This window comes from Aeoliella sp. (assembly GCF_965227375.1).
Lineage (GTDB): Bacteria > Planctomycetota > Planctomycetia > Pirellulales > Lacipirellulaceae > Aeoliella.
Genome location: NZ_CBDDFX010000001.1, coordinates 1,854,287 through 1,869,543 on the forward strand (window position 1 = coordinate 1,854,287; position 15,257 = coordinate 1,869,543).

The following is a 15,257-nucleotide window of genomic DNA, read 5'->3' on the forward strand; positions in this document are numbered from 1 at the left end:
ACGTGGGTGAGGGTCGCACAAGAGGGAACCTCGCCCCCCCCAATCTTTCACAACTTCACGGACCCTCCGGCTAGTAAGAATCCTGTAGCCACAGTTGCTCCACTTCTCCCACGCGCGTAACTCCTTAGTCCACAAGCACTTGGAGTTTTGGTCCACCACTGGACCAAAACGGCCTCAGGTCGTTCCGCGCAACTCGTTACACCACTTGCAGTTAGAGTTTTGCCCCACCTGGCCCAAAGCGGGTTATCGAACCACTGGCCCAAAACTCCGCCGACGAGGCGCGAGGCACAACTTCGTAAGACTAAGTTGTCAAAGAACTTACGGCACATCGGCAAGGCTGTCCCACAGGGAGTTTTGCCCCAGGGTTAACCGCAGGTGGACCAAAACCCGATAGTCGCCGTTCGCTCCGCCGAACGAGCGCCGTCTAGGTTCCCTCCCCCGAACGATTTGGCGCGGGGACTTCAAACAACCAGCCACCGCTCTCGCCAAATCGTTTGGGGGAGGGCTAGGGTGGGGGCCTATTTGGAGTACCAAGCGCACGCAGCGCAAAATCCACCACGCTCCATTGTCCCAGCCCGTTGTAAGAAAAGTAGGCTGGGCGTCTCTAAAACCGCAAAACGACCAAGCCGCTTCGGTCGCAAGCTAGCAGACGCTGCCAGAGGTATGTGGATTCGATAGGCTCTACTTTCGTGGTGCCGCGCGCTCGCGCGGGGCGTGCTGCTATCGATGGATGACAGCGCCATTGCGGCACGGTATGTTCGGAGTGGGTACGCGAAAACAAATCGCTTGAAACATCCTCTGGAACCCCTAGTAGAAGTCGAATGTCCACCAGAGTTCTCCCGCCGTTTGTTGCATGGACCACGGTGCTCTGCTTGTTTGTTGTCCCATCCGTGACGGCGCAAGATAAGTCAGATGTTCAAGAGGTTCCTGCGAAAGCTTTCACCGACGTGGAAGGGGAAGCGGAAAAAGTCCAGGAATTGACTTCAAAGCAGCAACTGCAACGGCTCCTTAGGGAACTCAAAGCAAGCGAGCCGAGCGTAGGAGCGAAACATGATGGACCGCGGCTGTATTCTATCCCTGGGCGTTACGTCGTTCGTGGTCGCGTGCCAGGATATCGGACGAAGGCGCCCGATGAATTGAGCACCGACTGGTATTCCTTTTCGCTTTTTCGAAGCTGGTCGGGCGAGATATTCGAAGCCGGAGGCAAACTGCCCAAGGTAGTCGCGGTGGGTCGGCTCTACTATCAGACTTCGTACGAGTACCAAGAACCCGATCGCAAAGGAATGTTGATGGCCAGTCGCGGGACAGATTACAAGCAGGGTGATCAGGTTCCCGCTGAATTCCGATTCAAGGTGGATGAAGTCTGGATTCGGATGGATCTGAGAGACGAGGAAGAAGCTTCAAAGCCAAAGTAGTGTGGGGGCGGGTAGCCAATTTCGCCCCCGGCTACAAACTCTCACCCACCACCGGCGGAAGCAGCTCCACTACCAGCTCGCCCTCGCGGCAGGTGAGCGCGCTCACTGTGGGCGATTTGCTATCGGCGGTTGGCAGGTTGACGATCACGCAGGGCGTCTCGGCGGAGAGGTCGAGCTCTACGTCGCCGGACGCGGCGGGGCGGGTCATTTCGCTTGGCAGGTTCGTTAGAATGGTTTTCATCGGCAAGGGAAGCTGGCCGATGTGGGCCGACACGATTCCCAGCCGCAGCTTGCCATCGTCGGTGAGCGAGGGTTCGAGGGAGATCGAAGGGACGCACGAGAACTCGTCGCTTGCTACCTCGAACGCCAGGTCGATACGATCCTCGCCAAAACGAATGCGCGGGTTGCGCCAGTCGCCCGAGCGGGATGCTTTGTTCGATGCCAGGTGCGCGTTGAACTGCGCCTGGGTGAGATGAACCTCGTGGGTGTCGGTCGTCGGGTCGTAGGGCGCCCCGGCGCCAGCCAGCAGTTGCATGACGGAGGGCTCGTCGGCGGATGCGGCTTGTTGCCGCGCGATGGAACTCTGCAGCCACCGCTTGACATTGGCCTCGGTCTGTCGCATCGAAAGTTCCGCCGCTGACTGCTCGGCCGGCGAGTACGCCACCGCCCGCAGCTGGGCGTAGTAGCTCGGTTGCTGCAGCGCGAAATACCCGGCGACCACCACGGTGGTGATAACCAGCCCAACCATGGCGAAACAGGCCAGAAAGAATCGAAGGATCAGTTTGCGGAGCATGTCCAGGTTTCCTGGGACGGACGGGAGGGAGTACAGGGTGTCTAGGAAGGATAGCTCACGGAAGGCCTGGAGTTTGCTCTGGAAATCGACCTCTTTTTCACCCGCTGGGACGAAACTTCTGCAGCTTTGAGAAAAAAACGCCGACAACTATTGACGCAAAGATAGTTTACACGTAAGGTAATTACAGGGAGACGGTAATCAGCACATGGCGTCCAGCAAACTGCAACACGAAATCAAAAAACGCACGCCGTTTCGCAGTGCGGAGCAAGAAGCGTACCTCAACCTGATGCGGACCAGCGACTTGCTGCACAATCGGATGGGGCGTTTCTTCCGCGAGTACGGATTGACCGCCTCGCAGTACAACGTGCTTCGAATCCTGCGTGGCGAGGGTCAGCCGATGCCGTCGCTGGAGATTGCCGAGCGGATGATCCAGGTCGTGCCGGCCATTACCGGTTTGATTGATCGACTTGAGAAGCTGGGGCTGGTCGAACGCCGACGTTGCGAGCAGGATCGACGAGTCGTGTACGTGGAGATCACCTCGCCGGCAAAGAAGCTGCTGGCGCGGATCGACAAGCCACTGGAAAAAATGCACAAGCAGTTGTTGGGGCATCTTTCCCGAAGCGATCTAAAGCAGCTTAGTTCGCTGCTGGAGAAGGCGCGCGATACTGAGGGGGAATAGCAAGGTGTTTTTTTCGTCATTTAGTTGATATGTAAACTATTGTCGCGAAGTGTAAAAAGTGGAGGCAAGTCATGTTAAGGGTAAGAAAAGCGAGCGATCGCGGGCACGCCAATCATGGATGGCTCGATACGTATCACACCTTCTCGTTCTCCAGCTACTACGATCCGGAGCACATGGGTTTCCGATCGCTGCGCGTGATGAACGAGGACTGGGTTGCTCCCGGCAAGGGGTTCGGCACCCATCCGCACGACAACATGGAGATCGTCACTTACGTGCTCGAAGGTGCGCTCGAACATAAGGACTCCATGGGTTACGGCGAAGTGCTGCGCCCGGGTGAGTTTCAACGCATCACGGCCGGCACAGGTATCACGCACAGCGAGTTCAATCCGTCGGCCACCGAAGCGACGCACCTCTATCAGATCTGGCTGTTGCCCGAGGCCCGCGACTTGGAGCCGAGCTACGAGCAGAAGCGATTCGACGATCAGGCGATGCGCAACCAACTAAAACTGGTTGCCTCGCCCGCCGGCGTCGGCGGAGCTTTGGCTATTCACCAGGATGCGCAGATCTACCTGGCGAAGCTCGACGCCGACGCGCAGGTGAAACACGAGATCCCCAGCGGCCGCCACGCCTGGCTACAGGTGCTCCGCGGATCGGTCACCGCTGCTGACCAGACGTTCGATGCCGGCGACGGGCTCGCGGTCAGCGACGAGCCCCATCTCACCGTGCAGGCAACCTCCGACGCGGAAGTCATGCTGTTCGACCTGGCCTGAAGCACGAATGGCCCCATCGGCCGTGCTGCAACTACGCGCGTTTTCACGAATCAGGCTGCGCGTTTTTGGAGTTCGTGGACCCCATCCGCAGATTTCGATCCGGTCATCGAGGCGGTATGATGCATGGTTTTGGTGTTTCTACACTCAAGCCACAGCATCATGTCAAATACCGACCTGACCGATCAAGTTGCCATCATCACCGGAGCCTCCAGCGGGCTCGGGGTGGGACTGGCGGAGGAACTCCGCACCGCGGGCATGCGACTAGTGCTTACCGCTCGTCGCGAGGATCGTTTGAACGAGCTGGCCGAACGGCTTGGCGAGTGCACGGTGGTGGCGGGCGACATTGCCGATGAATCGATGCCGCAGCGGTTGATCGATACGGCCATCGAGAGTTTCGGACGCTGCGACGTGGTGTTCAACAGCGCGGGCATCATGCACGCGGGGCCTTACGATGAAGTGGACGTCGACCAGATGTGCCGGATGGTGCGGGTGAATGTCGAAGCGGCCACGCGGATGGCTTACATGGCGCTCGCGCACTTCAAGCAAGCGGGCGGCGGGCACCTGGTGAACGTCTCCAGCATCCTCGGCACCAAGGTCCGACCGGGCACCGGAGTGTACGCGGGCACCAAGCACGCCATCGAGGCGCTCAGCGAATCGCTGCGAATGGAAGTCGCCAAGACCAACATTCGCGTGAGCGTGATCGAGCCAGGGGTGGTGCAGACGGAGCTGCAGGATCATTTTCCCGTCCACCCGCGCGATGTACTGGGCATTACGCAGCCGCTCGTGCCGGCGGACATCGCTCGCTGTGTTCGCTTCGTTCTCGAGCAACCGGCGCACGTTCGCATTCCAGTGATGATGATCCTGCCCGGCGAACAGGCCATGTAGGCGCGCTCGCTTTTTCGCTTCCCTAACCATCAGGCGGTTGGTGTGACGGTACTAGGCATCCACGTTCTCGACTTGCTGGTGCTGGTGGTCTATTTCGGCCTGGTCTTGTACCTGGGGGTGTTCCTCGGGGCGAGCAAGACCAAGACGCTGGGCGACTTCTTCGTGGCCGGCGGCAAATGGGGACCGCTGGTGTCGTTCATCTTTGTGTTCGCCTCGGCCATCGCCGGCAACGAAGCGGTAGTGGTGAGCGGCGAGGCTTACCACGGCGGCCTGAGCGGCGTGTGGTACTGGTGGAGTTTTCTGTTCGCCACGCCGGTGTACTTTCTGTTCGCCACCTACTACCGTCGCGCCCGGGTGTACAACCTGGCGGAGTTTTTGGAGATGCGTTTCGGCCGCGGCGTCGCGGCGTTCTACTCGCTGGTGGCGGGGCTGATTTGCCTGTTGTTCATCGGCATGTTTGTGTTGGCGATTGGCAAGATTCTATCCGGCTTCGCCGACGTGCCACTCGAGTGGTGCATCGGAGGCATCACGCTGATCGTGGCAGCCTACGTTTGTTCGGGCGGAATGATGTCCGCACTGTTGACCGACCTGCTACAGGGCGTGATGTGCCTGGTGATCCTGGCGTTCATCATGCTGCCGTTCCTGTGGAGCCATGCTGGCGGGTTTGAGGCACTTCGCGAGTTGCCCATCGAGACCTGGGACTTCACTGCCAAGGGAATGTCGCTGTGGAAGGTCGTCGCGCTTAACCTCTCGGCGCTCGCCGGAGGAATCGCGGCGCCTTGGATCTATAACTGGATGTCTATCTCCGCCGACGAAAAGGCGGCCACGCAGTGCGCGTGGGGCCACCTTTGGAAGCGTCTGGTAACGCTCATTTTCGCGCTCTATGGCATCTTCTTCGCCGTGCTGCAGCCAGGGTTGGAAGACTCCGAACTCGCCTGGGGCACGGTGATGAAGGAAGTGCTGCCAGTGGGCTTTGGCGTCGTGGGACTAATGATCGCGAGCTTCTTCGCCGCGGCCATGTCGTCGGCCGACACTTACGCGGCAACGTCGTCGGCCATGTACGTCGACTACTTCTTCCGCCGCGTGGCGTGTCCCGGGTTGCCGCTGGGCCGCTACCTGACGATCGCGCGCGTGTGGGCCGCCGCGTCGATCGTTGTCGCTGCATTGTCGACGATTTTCATTTCGTCCATCGAGGGGTACGTCAAACTGTCGCTGTCGCTGCTGTCGTTCCTCGGCATTCCCATTTACTTCGGCGTCGTGTGGCGCAAGGCGAGCGAGAAGGCCACGTGGCTGTCGTTCCTGCTGGCGATTAGCGTTTATGCCACGCTGCACTTCATGCCGGTGGGCGAGGACCAATGGTTCGCCGACGACGACACGCGGTTCATTGCCAAAGTGTTCATTCCCACGGCGCTGGCCGTCGTGGGAATGTGGATTGGCAGCCTCGTCTGGCCCGAGACCGACGAGCGCAAGCTTCGCCGGTTCTTTGTGATCATGAACACGCCGATCGGGCAGGAGCAGCGACTCGTCGACGCCGGTATCAATCTGCCGGCGCTGGTCGATGCAGGACTCGCGGAGCCCGGCGCCGAGCACATCAACCAGCAGGTTCTCGACGAGCTTTACGAAGCCGACGCGCAACAAAAGATGTTTGGCCCCGAGAGCGTGATCGAAGTGCGACGCGAACGCTTGCCGTGGTACGCCCGCGGATTCGTCGCGGTCACTGCGGGCTGTGTGTTGTTGGTGGTGCTGACCTGGCTGGCGACGCGATTGTTGTTTGTGTGGACGTGAGTAGTACCTCGCAGGACGCGATACTGTTGGTGCGGATGGTGATCGGTTATCCTTTCGTGCGGTGACGTTTTTCAATAACAGGGGAGCGGGTGATGCTTGTTTACAGAGTCTCCGAGGGCCTTGCGGTCGCCGAGCAGTCCGGTGGGCCGCTGCGACTGTTCTCGGGCGCTACGATCGATCAGTTGTTTACCGGCGAGTTGGCTCCGAATGAGCTTGCTGAGGGTGGCGAGCCGCTCAATTCGCTCCCCGCCGGTGAGCTCTTGCCGCCGATTGGCACGCAGGAAGTGTGGGCGGCCGGCGTCACCTACCAACGCAGCCGCACCGCGCGGATGGAAGAGTCGGCCAAGGCGGGCGCGAGCGACTTTTACGACAAAGTGTACAACGCCCATCGCCCCGAGTTGTTCTTCAAAGCCACGCCGCATCGCGTGATCGGATCCGGCGGCAACTTGCAACTTCGCAAGGACTCGACCTGGATGGTGCCCGAGCCGGAAGTCACGCTGGCGCTGAAGTCGGACGGTTCGCTATTGGGATTCACCGTCGGCAACGACCTCTCGAGCCGCGACATCGAAGGCGAGAACCCACTCTATCTGCCGCAGGCCAAGGTGTTCGACCGCTGTGCGGGACTCGGCCCGGCGATCTGGCTCACCAGCGAATGGCCTTCGCCCGACACCACGATCGCCCTTTCCATCAAGCGTGGCGGCAGTGAAGTGTTCGGCGGCCAGATGGAACTTTCGCAGATGAAGCAGACATTGCCGAATCTGGTGGAGCATTTGTTCCGCGAGTGCTCGTTCCCCACCGGCACCTTCCTGATGACTGGCACCGGGCTGGTGCCGCCCGACGAATTCACCCTGCAGGCGGGCGACGAAGTCGCCATTACGATTGAGCCTGCGGGAACCTTGGTCAACACCATGCAGTAAAGCAGTCATGACGCAAATCCCCAACACATCGATCATCGCCGGCGAACTGGCGAGCCCGGGCGCCGGCGGCACGTTCCACGGCGTGAACGCTTCGACCGGCGAAGACCTCGAGCCCGCGTTCCACAACGCCACACCCGACGACTTGAACGCAGCGGTGGCCGCCGCCACCGAAGCGTTCACCGTGTATCGCAGCCTCAACGGCGCGCGGCGGGCCGAGTTCCTCCGCGCGATCGCCACGCAGATCGAGGGCATCGTCGACCAACTGGTCGAGCGCATCGGCCTCGAAACCGCGCTACCCGAAGGCCGCGTGCGGGGCGAAACCGGTCGTACAGTCGGGCAGCTACGCATGTTCGCCGATCTCATCGACGAAGGCTCGTGGGTCGACGCGCGAATCGATCCGGCGATGCCCGACCGCCAGCCGCTGCCGCGCGCCGACGTGCGTTCGATGCTCCGCCCGCTCGGCCCGGTAGCCGTGTTCGGCGCGAGCAATTTTCCATTGGCGTTCTCCGTGGCCGGCGGCGACACCGCTTCGGCCCTGGCGGCTGGTTGTCCCGTGGTGGTCAAGGCCCATCCCGCACACCCCGGTACGAGCCAACTCGTCGGCCAGGCGGTCGCCGCCGCCGCAAAAGAAACCGACATGCCGCCCGGCGTGTTTTCGTTGCTGCTCGACTCCGCCCGCGACGTCGGCCAGGCGCTCGTCCAACACCCGAGCATCCAGGCAGTGGGGTTCACCGGTTCGCTGAAGGGCGGTCGGGCGTTGTTCGATTTGGCTGCCGCGCGCCAGCAGCCGATTCCCGTTTACGCCGAAATGGGCAGCGTCAATCCACAGTTCATGCTGCCCGCGGCTTTGGCCGCGCGGGGAGAAGAGATCGCCACCGCGCTGCATGGTTCAGTCACGCTCGGTTGGGGCCAGTTCTGCACCAAGCCAGGCATCGTGCTTACCAATGGCGACACCGCGTTCCGCGACAAGCTGGCCGCACTGCTCGGCGACTCGCCGCCAACGTGCATGCTCAATCCCGGCATCGCCGGAGCATACACCGAGGGTGCCAATCGACTGGCGGGCGACTCGTCGGTCGAGGTGCTTGTCGCGCCGCAGCAACATAGCGGCGAAGCGGTTACCGCGACGCTGTTCGAAACCACGGCCGCCGCGGTGCTCGCCAATCCGGCGCTGCTAGAGGAGTGCTTCGGACCAACGACCGTGCTCGTGAACTACGGCAGCGAAGAGGAGTTGATGCAGGTCGCCGCCGCGCTCGAAGGGCAACTCACCGCATCGATCCACTGCGACGACGCCGACGCGGAACTGGCCGCGAAGCTTGCCGCGACGGTTGAAATGCGCCTCGGGCGTTTGTGTTACAACCAGTTTCCCACCGGCGTCGAAGTGAATCACGCCATGGTACACGGCGGCCCCTACCCAGCTACGACCGACAGCCGCACCACGTCGGTCGGCGCCACGGCCATTTATCGCTTCGCCCGCCCCGTGTGTTACCAAAACGTCCCCGACGCCGCGCTGCCACCGGAACTACAAGCCAGCAATCCACTTGGCATCCGCCGATTGGTCGATGGCAAGCCTGAGTGATGACGGCCCACGAATCCACGCAAATGGTCGCGAATAGAGAATACTAGGCCCGGCGTTTACGCCGGGTTGGTGCGTTGACGCAACCAAGCCGAGGTTCGCCACAAAGAGGACAAAAAGCCACGAAGAGGAAAGCACGTTCAACCGAACAACGAAACCTTTTCGTGCCTTTTCATCCTTTTCGTGGCTATCCCTGCCATCGCAACACATCACGGCAACCTTAATAAACATCCAACCAACAAAGGCCTACCTTCCATGCGACTGGCGATGCTCGTTACTCCCGAGTCGGACCGCAATCTGCAACTTGCCGCGCAGGTGGGTGTGACCGACATCGTGGCCATCTATCCCGGCTTGGAGCTTAAGCCGCTGCTGGAACTCAAGTCGCGCGTCGAGTCGTTCGGCATGCGATTGACGCACGTCGAGCGGAAGATTCCGCACTTGAAGTTCGTGCACAACCTGCCAGGGCGGGACGAGCAGATCGAGGACTTTAAGACGCTCATTCGCAACATGGCCGAGGCCGAGATGGAGGTGCTCTGCTACAACTGGATGCCGGACGAGGACTGGCAGCGGACCACCGGCGCCGCGCCGGAGCGGGCCGGCGCGAAGGTCACCGCATTCGACATCGACCAGATCAACAGCAATGTTACCGACGCCACGCCCGCCGAGCACGATCCCACGCCGGCCGACGCCTTGTGGGACCACCTGAAGTACTTTCTCGAACAAGTGCTACCAACGGCCGAGGACGCCAACATCCGCCTGGCGATCCACCCGGACGATCCACCGCTGCCGGTGCTCCGCGGCCAACCGCGGATCATCATTAACCACGATGCCATGCAGAAGGTCGTGGACCTCGTGCCGAGCCCCATGAACGGTGTTTGCTATTGCCAGGGCTCGTTCGCTCCCGCCGGCTTGGATCCGGTGGAGGGCATCAAGCAACTCGGCCCGCACATCTTCTTTGCCCATTTCCGCAACACGGTGGGGCAGGGCGAGCGATTCCGCGAATCGTTCCACGACAACGGCGACATCGACATGGTCGCCGCGATGCAGGCGTATCACGACATCGGCTACACCGGCGCCATTCGGCCCGACCACGCTCCGTCGCTCGCCGGCGAAACCAATGAGACGCCAGGGTACGAAATCATGGGCCGCTTGTACGCCGCCGGCTACATGAAGGGGCTGATGCAGGCGGCTGCGGGGTATCGCAACGCGTAGCGCTTATCACCCGCTTGTCGCGCAGCGCGACACAAGTGTCGAGCGGCGCGACACGGCATGCAGGAGCTATGCGCGAGAATGCGCGCAATCTACGGAGTTCTAGTATTCGCGCCGTTCGGCACAAGATTTTCATAAGTGTCGTGACTTCGCTCGATCCCACACCGATCGTGCGACCTCTACGAACGATGGGTGGTCCGAGCTTCCAATCGTTCCCATGCCGACTGACGGGGGCCCGGGCAGGCCTGACGAATCCTGGGTCCCTGTCGGTCGGTCGCTTTTTTGCCGACATTGCCTCGGAGCATCTGGCCCAGGTCGTTTTGGTGTATCATCAACGGCTGTCGATTCCCGTGGCCACATTGCTTGGAGGTCCCCATGAAGTTCGTGTTAGCAACCTTCGTACCAGTCGTTCTGTTGTGCACTAGCGGCTTGGCGCACAGCCAGGAACCGCCGGCTGCAACGCCCGAGCACAAGTGGCTCGAGAAGTTTGTCGGAAACTGGGAGAGCAAAAGCTCCGCGCCGGCTGGACCCGACGGCGAAGCGATCGAGTGCACCGGCACCGCCAACTATCGCAAGATCGGAGACTTGTGGGTGGTTTGCGATGTCACGGGCGACGTGGCGGGCAGTCAGTTTCAAGCAGTCCAGACCATTGGCTACGACCCCAAGTCGAAGGTCTACGTCGGAACCTGGGTCGACTCGATGTGGAATCACCTGTGGCAGTACAAGGGCAAGGTCGACGAGAGCGGCAACAAGCTACTGCTCGAAGCCGAGGGACCCAACCCGATGGACGCCGGCAAGACGGCCAAGTTCCGCGACTCGTACGAGTTCGACGGCCCCGACCACATCATCGTTCGGGCGGAGATCATGAGCGACGACGGCAAATGGGTCGAAATGATGCGCGGCGATATGCAACGCGTGAAAGAGAAAGATTGAACGCTGGAAGTAGGCGAGCGGTCAGTCTGCCGATGTGCGCCACTTCTCCGCTTGCTCCAGCCGCTCGAACTCCAGGTGGTGCGTCACGCCACAGATAAAACAAGACGCCCCGCTTTCACGAGGCTATCACTTGCATTATGAGCAAACGGACTCAAACAAACCGGCGCCATAAGTTGGTGTAATATCCAATCGATGCGACCATCGGCGCGGGCAATGCTCCCACCACCCCATTATCGGGTAGAGCGACAAGCCTCGCGGAGAATGCCAGCAAAGTGTCCCGGTGGCGGGGCCGCCGGTTGCCTGGAAAACGTCGCAACTTGCTTTGCTTAGCGCGGCGACCGCCCTACAAAATAGGGGGTGCTCCAAGTTGTGTTCTTTGAGAAAGGCTACCGATATGTTGCGATGGATAGTTTGTCTGGGACTGTTGGCGGGCACGATGGCAGTGACTATGGACTCAGCCGACGCGCGGTTGTTTGGGCGGCGCACTCGGAGTTCGTATTCGTCGCCATCCAAGACGTATCGCTCCACACCGCGCCGAGGCGGCTACGTGGTTCGCGGTGCTTCGCCCATACCGATGCACGTGAGCCCCGCGCGGTATCGCTATCTGAAGACCTTCTACCCGAACATGGTTCGCGACGCGCGGTAGCAGGGTTAGACAGAGCTTAGCCTAACAAGTCGGCGTCCACGCTCTGTTCCGGCTCGCACTCGTCGTCGATCGACAGGCATTTGTATTCGCCGGTCTTCCACCGTTCGAGGTCCGACTGGTACCACCAGCTGAACGCGCTTTCGCTCGGCCCGCCCGGCAGGTTGGTCCACGCCTGGTCGCTGCCCATGTCGGTGACGAAGTGATAGCTGGGCGCGAAGGTGCTCTCGCGGGTCTTGGTTGTCAGCAAATGCCCCTGAAACGGGGTGGCATGACAGCCGGGCATGGCGATCGGCGGCGACTTGAGGCCCAACAGCCGCCCCACGCGTCCCAGGTTGATGAAGCGATTCACGAAGTGGAATTCATTCACCTGCGACCACGGCTTATCGGGCTCGGCTTGCGCACGCTCGGCGGCGAGGCGGATCATCGCGCCTTTGTCACGTTCGCGCCACCAACTGCTAGTCACTTTGCGCAGCGCACGGTCGCACGCGGTGAGCAAGAACTTCGAGTAGCCCATCCGCGTGGAGAGGTACAACATCCGCCGCCAGCCAATGCCCGCCTCGTGCCCGAATATCTCCAAGAGCACATGGCGATAGAAACTGTGAAACAGCGAGGCGTCGATGCTCTCGGGGTTGTAGCGGCAGTCCCATGCGGTGAGTCGGCGCTTCAGCGGGCAGTCTTCCAAGTGCGACAGGAGCACTGGCAGCAGGTCGCGTGCGTGCGTGCTCAGTACGTCGTACTGCAAAGCCTGCATGTCCTCGATGGTCGCTTTCGGCATTTCGGTCAAACGCTCGACAATCCGCCGCAATCGATAGTCGGCCAGGTGGCTGGCGTGCAGCGGTGGCCCGTCGGTGCGGTATTGCTCTTCGTTGGCTGTGGCCACAAAGCCGATGGGCGGATCGTACACGTGCGGCAACAGTTCCGACGGCACCACGCCGCGCCAGTGGTTGGCCATGTTCCACGCCGGCAGCGGCGTAATGCCCGACGCGTGCGGCGGCCGTTGTGGCAGCCAGCCGCTGGCCTGCATGCCGATGTGCCCCTCGCTATCGGCGAACACCCACACCAGCGACGGGTGCGGCGAGTCGCGCACTGTGTCCATCGCTTCGCGAGTGTTCCCGGCGGCCAGTAGTTCGAGCCACGTGCCAATCGCCCGTCCGCTTCCACGGTGCGAGCCGATCCAGGCGACACTCATGTAGGTGCCAGCGTCGTCGGGCGTGCGGGTGAGTGTGCCGAGGTCGTTCTCCAACACTTCCAACTCGAGCGGCGACTGTCCCTTGCGCTTGATCTGCTCTTTGCGCAACTGAAAGTCGTGCCACGATTCGTCGCGGCGATACTGCCAACCGGTTGCGCCGCCGGGGCGGCAGTCTTCGATGAAGTAATCGCTGGTGTCGGCTGCCAGGTAAGTGACGCCCCACGAGAGTTTCGGCGTCCGTCCCACGGCCATCAACGGACAGCCCGGCAGCGTCGCGCCCATGGCGTATTGCTTCTCGCCGGATCCGTTGGACCAGTCGAGCACCACTTCGTACCAGATGGCCGGCAAGCGGTTGACTTCCAGGTGCGGATCGCTGGCGAGTAGCGCGCTGCCCGTGGCGCTACGCGCGGGGCTCACCGCCCAGGCGTTGCTGCCGGCCAGTCGTGGTAAGTCGGCAAGCAGTTCCAGCGCTTCGTCGCTCAGCCGCTTGGTGATGTGAATGTTGCGCAGCGGCGCGAAGTCGATTCCATCCAGGTACGGCGCGAACAGCTCGCGGATGCGATCGTCTTCCACACCCAGTTGGATGAGTTCCAGCAGCGTGAGCTCTGCCTCCTGCTCTCCCACCGCCAGTCCGGCGAACGACAACAGGTTGCCCAGCAGCAACACGGCCGAAGGATCCCATGGCCCCGGCTCGAAACCGACCACCCACATCGGCAGCGACCGGCGACTGTCGGCCAACCCGTCGTTCACGCCTTCGCAGTACCAGAGCAGTTGCTCGAGGATGTGCGGCTCGAGCGACTCGACTTCTTCGTCGATGCGCTCCGCGAGGTTGGCGCGGCGGAGGAAGGTGTCCATCTCCACCAACTCGGGCTTGGCGGCAATGCGTTCGGCCGCGCGGCCCGCGGCGATGGAGCGGGCGAAGTAAATCTGTGTTGGCCGGTCGAGTGCATGCAGGTAGCCCATGGCGTAGACCGCCGCCTGCCAGTCCGCCGCCTTGACGTGCGGCACCCCCGCGTCGTCGCGCACGGCCGTGAAGGGGTACCTCGCCTTTCGGATATTGATCGATTCCATCTAGCTCAGTTTAGAGTACCGCGAGAAATGCTCCAAGGTTAGCGCTAAACGCACTCCGCCTGCAATACTTTGCCCGGTTTCGAGCGAACGGAATTCATTGAGTGTTTCGCTGGCAGCAGGTCTCGGGTTATGATGAGGACGACCGTATTTGCTGCGCCTTTTCGATACCTTATCGGCACGTGCATGAACTCCCCCGCTTCGACCGACGAAACCCTGGCCGCCTGGCAGGAATACCTGGCGTCGCTCACCGCCGAGCCAGGTTCGGCGGTCGATTTGGTCGATCGGCTCCTGCTGCTGGTTAGCCAGTCGCGGGCCAGCGACGTGCACATCGATCCCACCGAAGGCGATCTGATGCTCCGCTGGCGACTCGACGGAGTGCTGGCCCCTCTAGGCACCGTGCCGCGGGTGATGGCCACCAGCGTGGTGGGGCGGCTCAAAGTGCTCGCGGGTCTGCTCACTTACGAGACCGCGCTGCCGCAAGAAGGACGACTCGTGAGCGAAGCAACCGGCGGCGAGTTTCGCGTCAGCACGTTCCCCACACTGTTCGGCGAACGGGCGGTGCTCCGCTCGTTGGGCACCAGCAACTCGGGACTCGAAACGCTCGAACAGTTAGGCGTTGGGCAAAGCGTATTGAACACCATGCGCGACGCACTGGCCGCTACCACCGGCGCGGTGGTCATTGTGGGCCCGGCCGGTAGTGGCAAAACCACCACGGCCTATGCGGCGGTGCGCGAAGTGGTCGAGCAGTCGGGCGGCGGCCGCGCGATTCACTCGCTCGAAGACCCCGTGGAAGTCGTCGTGCCGGGCGTTGCCCAGTCGCAGGTCAGTCATTCCTCCGGCTTTACCATGGCCGAGGCGCTCAAGTCGCTGGTGCGGCAAGACCCCGAAGTATTGATGCTGGGCGAGATACGCGACCGCGCGACGGCCGCCACCACGCTCGAAGCGGCGCTCACCGGCAGCTTGGTGATTACCACCTTCCACGCGGGCAGCACGCACGAGGCAGTCGATCGGTTGGTCGATATGGGCATCCCGCCCGACGCGGTGCAGCACGCGGTGCGACTGGTGGTCGCGCAGCGGTTGGTGCGCAAGCTGTGCGACTGCGCGCTCGAAGGCGAGCCCACTCACGATGCGGCGCCGCTGGGATTCGACGTCGCGCGGTGCATGGGCCCGGCTGGCTGCGCGAGCTGCGCGGGCACCGGCTATCGGGGCCGCGTACTGATGGCGGAAGTATCGACCAATATCACCCCGCACCAAACGAACACGCAAATACCATTCGCCGATGCGGCGCGGGAGCTGATCGACTCCGGCGTGACGAGTCCCGGCGAATTGGTCCGCGCCCTGGGCTGGCGGCCCGCGGCAGGCGATTAGTTGATGAACGTAGGAACTACCGTG

General features: G+C 61.8%; 13 protein-coding genes. 11 read left to right on the forward strand and 2 right to left on the reverse strand.

The genetic code is table 11. The annotated features are described in order from the left end of the window. Positions 1-872 precede the first annotated feature (872 nt). Positions 873-1,415 carry a hypothetical protein gene (locus tag ACQK2L_RS07590; RefSeq protein WP_425396335.1) on the forward strand — a complete coding sequence of 181 codons (543 nt, stop codon included), beginning with the start codon at positions 873-875 and terminating at the stop codon, positions 1,413-1,415. Positions 1,416-1,446: 31 nt separating this feature from the next. On the opposite strand, the gene ACQK2L_RS07595 is transcribed toward ACQK2L_RS07590, so the two are convergent. Next, entirely contained in the window at positions 1,447-2,208 is a 762-nt protein-coding gene (locus ACQK2L_RS07595; RefSeq protein WP_425396336.1) for a hypothetical protein, read from the reverse strand. A 205-nt stretch (positions 2,209-2,413) separates the two neighbouring features. Between ACQK2L_RS07595 and ACQK2L_RS07600 the strand changes: the two genes are divergently transcribed. The 9 genes from ACQK2L_RS07600 to ACQK2L_RS07640 all read left to right on the forward strand — a co-directional run bounded on the left by ACQK2L_RS07600 (position 2,414) and on the right by ACQK2L_RS07640 (position 11,605). Further along, positions 2,414-2,887, forward strand: coding sequence for a MarR family winged helix-turn-helix transcriptional regulator (locus ACQK2L_RS07600; protein WP_425396337.1), 474 nt, complete (start codon positions 2,414-2,416; stop codon positions 2,885-2,887). 71 nt (positions 2,888-2,958) lie between these two features. After that, positions 2,959-3,657, forward strand: a complete 699-nt coding sequence (locus tag ACQK2L_RS07605; protein WP_425396338.1) for a pirin family protein — start codon at positions 2,959-2,961, stop codon at positions 3,655-3,657. Between the two features lie 159 nt (positions 3,658-3,816). Continuing rightward, a complete protein-coding gene (locus tag ACQK2L_RS07610) occupies positions 3,817-4,542 on the forward strand; it encodes an SDR family oxidoreductase (RefSeq protein WP_425396339.1) in 726 nt (241 codons plus the stop codon). A 42-nt stretch (positions 4,543-4,584) separates the two neighbouring features. Next, positions 4,585-6,327 (forward strand): sodium:solute symporter family protein, encoded by a 1,743-nt coding sequence (locus tag ACQK2L_RS07615; protein ID WP_425396340.1) that lies wholly within the window; start codon positions 4,585-4,587, stop codon positions 6,325-6,327. A gap of 92 nt (positions 6,328-6,419) precedes the next feature. Further along, positions 6,420-7,244, forward strand: a complete 825-nt coding sequence (locus ACQK2L_RS07620) for a fumarylacetoacetate hydrolase family protein (RefSeq protein WP_425396341.1) — start codon at positions 6,420-6,422, stop codon at positions 7,242-7,244. A 7-nt stretch (positions 7,245-7,251) separates the two neighbouring features. Then, positions 7,252-8,820: an aldehyde dehydrogenase (NADP(+)) gene (locus ACQK2L_RS07625; protein WP_425396342.1), complete on the forward strand. Its 1,569-nt coding sequence runs from the start codon at positions 7,252-7,254 to the stop codon at positions 8,818-8,820. 252 nt (positions 8,821-9,072) lie between these two features. Beyond that, positions 9,073-10,029 (forward strand): mannonate dehydratase, encoded by a 957-nt coding sequence (locus ACQK2L_RS07630; protein ID WP_425396343.1) that lies wholly within the window; start codon positions 9,073-9,075, stop codon positions 10,027-10,029. 372 nt (positions 10,030-10,401) lie between these two features. Then, positions 10,402-10,959 carry a DUF1579 domain-containing protein gene (locus ACQK2L_RS07635; protein WP_425396344.1) on the forward strand — a complete coding sequence of 186 codons (558 nt, stop codon included), beginning with the start codon at positions 10,402-10,404 and terminating at the stop codon, positions 10,957-10,959. A 394-nt stretch (positions 10,960-11,353) separates the two neighbouring features. Beyond that, the gene (locus ACQK2L_RS07640) at positions 11,354-11,605 is read left to right on the forward strand and encodes a hypothetical protein (protein WP_425396345.1); all 252 of its coding nucleotides are present in this window, start codon (positions 11,354-11,356) and stop codon (positions 11,603-11,605) included. Between the two features lie 16 nt (positions 11,606-11,621). Here ACQK2L_RS07640 and ACQK2L_RS07645 read toward each other — a convergent pair whose 3' ends face one another. Continuing rightward, positions 11,622-13,865 carry a penicillin acylase family protein gene (locus ACQK2L_RS07645; protein WP_425396346.1) on the reverse strand — a complete coding sequence of 748 codons (2,244 nt, stop codon included), beginning with the start codon at positions 13,863-13,865 and terminating at the stop codon, positions 11,622-11,624. A 183-nt stretch (positions 13,866-14,048) separates the two neighbouring features. Between ACQK2L_RS07645 and ACQK2L_RS07650 the strand changes: the two genes are divergently transcribed. Then, on the forward strand, positions 14,049-15,233 hold the full coding sequence (locus ACQK2L_RS07650) for a GspE/PulE family protein (RefSeq protein ID WP_425396347.1): 1,185 nt from the start codon (positions 14,049-14,051) through the stop codon (positions 15,231-15,233). Positions 15,234-15,257 lie beyond the last annotated feature (24 nt).

Excerpts from the sequence above, each read along its gene's own strand:
- ACQK2L_RS07595 (WP_425396336.1), bottom strand. The coding sequence starts at position 2,208 with ATGCTCCGCAAACTGATCCTTCGATTCTTTCTGGCCTGTTTCGCCATG.
- ACQK2L_RS07600 (WP_425396337.1), top strand. The coding sequence starts at position 2,414 with ATGGCGTCCAGCAAACTGCAACACGAAATCAAAAAACGCACGCCGTTT.
- ACQK2L_RS07605 (WP_425396338.1), top strand. The coding sequence starts at position 2,959 with ATGTTAAGGGTAAGAAAAGCGAGCGATCGCGGGCACGCCAATCATGGA.
- ACQK2L_RS07610 (WP_425396339.1), top strand. The coding sequence starts at position 3,817 with ATGTCAAATACCGACCTGACCGATCAAGTTGCCATCATCACCGGAGCC.
- ACQK2L_RS07620 (WP_425396341.1), top strand. The coding sequence starts at position 6,420 with ATGCTTGTTTACAGAGTCTCCGAGGGCCTTGCGGTCGCCGAGCAGTCC.
- ACQK2L_RS07625 (WP_425396342.1), top strand. The coding sequence starts at position 7,252 with ATGACGCAAATCCCCAACACATCGATCATCGCCGGCGAACTGGCGAGC.
- ACQK2L_RS07630 (WP_425396343.1), top strand. The coding sequence starts at position 9,073 with ATGCGACTGGCGATGCTCGTTACTCCCGAGTCGGACCGCAATCTGCAA.
- ACQK2L_RS07635 (WP_425396344.1), top strand. The coding sequence starts at position 10,402 with ATGAAGTTCGTGTTAGCAACCTTCGTACCAGTCGTTCTGTTGTGCACT.
- ACQK2L_RS07640 (WP_425396345.1), top strand. The coding sequence starts at position 11,354 with ATGTTGCGATGGATAGTTTGTCTGGGACTGTTGGCGGGCACGATGGCA.
- ACQK2L_RS07645 (WP_425396346.1), bottom strand. The coding sequence starts at position 13,865 with ATGGAATCGATCAATATCCGAAAGGCGAGGTACCCCTTCACGGCCGTG.
- ACQK2L_RS07650 (WP_425396347.1), top strand. The coding sequence starts at position 14,049 with ATGAACTCCCCCGCTTCGACCGACGAAACCCTGGCCGCCTGGCAGGAA.